We start from the raw sequence: 1779 nt of genomic DNA, 5'->3' as shown, positions 1-1779 counted from the left end.
GACTTGCAGGTGCGGAATATGTCCAGGTCAGCGGCAGGCACGGCAGAGCAGCCGGGTAAAAATGTTCGGGCCAAGTCGGGCCTGAACAAATCCATCCTCGATCAAGGCTGGTTCGAGTTCCGCTGCCAACTGGACTACAAGCTGGGATGGAATGGCGGCTGGCTCATCGCCGTGCCGCCGCAGAACACGAGTCGTACCTGTCCGTGCTGCGGCCATGTGTCGGCGGACAACCGCCAGACGCAGGCGCAATTCCTGTGCGTCGCGTGCGGCTTCGAGGCAAACGCCGATGTGGTCGGCGCGATCAATGTACTAAGGGCGGGACACGCCCGGTTCGCCTGTGAAGTGAGCGGTGCAGCAGTGCCGCCAGCAGCAGGAACCCACCGAAGCGACTCAGGGGCGGCTCCATGCCGCGCCTGAGCGCCGTAGGAAGCTCCGGCATTCATGCCGGGGAGGATGTCAAAACACCCACCCCCGAAGCGGCCCACGCTGCCGCGTGTAGCCGCATCCCCTCCAGGGGGCGACGACAGTGGCCGGGCAAAGCCCGTTTCACGGCGTCCGCTGGCTTCTGGTGTCGCTCACTAGAATCACAGGCTTTCCCCCGAACATCCAGAAAGCCCCGCCATGAGCCTGAAATGCGGCATCGTGGGCCTGCCCAACGTCGGCAAGTCCACTCTCTTCAACGCGCTGACTAAGGCCGGCATCGCCGCCGAGAACTACCCCTTCTGCACCATCGAGCCCAACACTGGCGTGGTCGAGGTGCCCGATCCGCGCCTGAAGCAGCTCGCCGAGGTCGTGCAGCCCGAGCGCATTGTGCCCGCCATCGTGGAGTTCGTGGACATCGCCGGCCTGGTGGCCGGCGCCAGCAAGGGCGAAGGCCTGGGCAACCAGTTCCTCGCGCATATCCGCGAGACCGATGCCATCGTCAACGTCGTGCGCTGCTTCGAGGACCCTAACGTCATCCATGTGGCCGGCAAGGTGGACCCGATCGCCGACATCGAGGTAATCCAGACCGAACTGTGCCTAGCCGACCTGGCCACCGTGGAAAAGGCGCTCAACCGCTACAGCAAGGCTGCCAAGTCCGGCAACGACAAGGAAGCCACCAAGCTCGTGGCGCTGCTCACGCCCATACAGGCCGCGCTCGACCAGGGCAGGCCCGCGCGCAGTGTGCCGGTGGCCAAGGACGACCTGCCGCTGCTCAAGCCGCTGTGCCTGATCACCGCCAAGCCCGCGATGTTCGTCGGCAACGTGGCCGAGGACGGCTTCGACGGCAACCCGCTGCTCGACCGCCTGCGGGACTACGCCGCTGCGAAGAACGCGCCCGTGGTGGCCATTTGTGCCAAGATCGAGGCCGAGATGGCAGAGATGGGCGACGAGGACCGCGACCTGTTCCTGGCCGAGATGGGCCAGGACGAGCCTGGCCTGAATCGCCTCATCCGCGCGGGCTTCAAGCTGCTAGGCCTGCAGACCTACTTCACTGCCGGCGTGAAGGAAGTGCGCGCCTGGACCATCCACGCGGGCGACACCGCGCCGCAGGCCGCCGGCGTGATCCACGGCGACTTCGAGCGCGGCTTCATCCGCGCCCAGACCATCGCCTTCGACGACTTCATCCGCTACAAGGGCGAGCAGGGCGCCAAGGACGCGGGCAAGATGCGCGCCGAAGGCAAGGAATACGTGGTGAAGGACGGGGACGTGCTGAACTTCCTGTTCAACGTCTGAAGCTGTGCGCCAGTCGGGCCTTCTGGCTGGTGGCCTACCCCAGCCAGGGCCACGAGATGCTGT

2 protein-coding genes are annotated in these 1779 nt (G+C 65.7%); both read left to right on the top strand.

Annotated elements, in window-relative coordinates; genetic code table 11:
* The coding region (locus tag PY257_RS05210) for an RNA-guided endonuclease InsQ/TnpB family protein (RefSeq protein WP_275739583.1) at positions 1 to 417 on the top strand (417 nt) is incomplete at its 5' end.
* A gap of 204 nt (positions 418 to 621) precedes the next feature.
* Positions 622 to 1716, top strand: coding sequence for a redox-regulated ATPase YchF (ychF, locus tag PY257_RS05205; protein WP_275739580.1), 1095 nt, complete (start codon positions 622 to 624; stop codon positions 1714 to 1716).
* The last annotated feature ends 63 nt before the right edge of the window (positions 1717 to 1779 follow it).

The organism is Curvibacter soli, from assembly GCF_029211125.1.
Classification (GTDB): domain Bacteria; phylum Pseudomonadota; class Gammaproteobacteria; order Burkholderiales; family Burkholderiaceae_C; genus Curvibacter_A; species Curvibacter_A soli.
The sequence above is the reverse complement of the archived record's forward strand: the minus strand, read 5'-3'. Positions and strand labels throughout refer to the sequence as shown.

What these genes read in the sequence shown, in the direction of transcription:
- ychF (WP_275739580.1), top strand. Translation starts at nt 622, where the DNA reads ATGAGCCTGAAATGCGGCATCGTGGGCCTGCCCAACGTCGGCAAGTCC.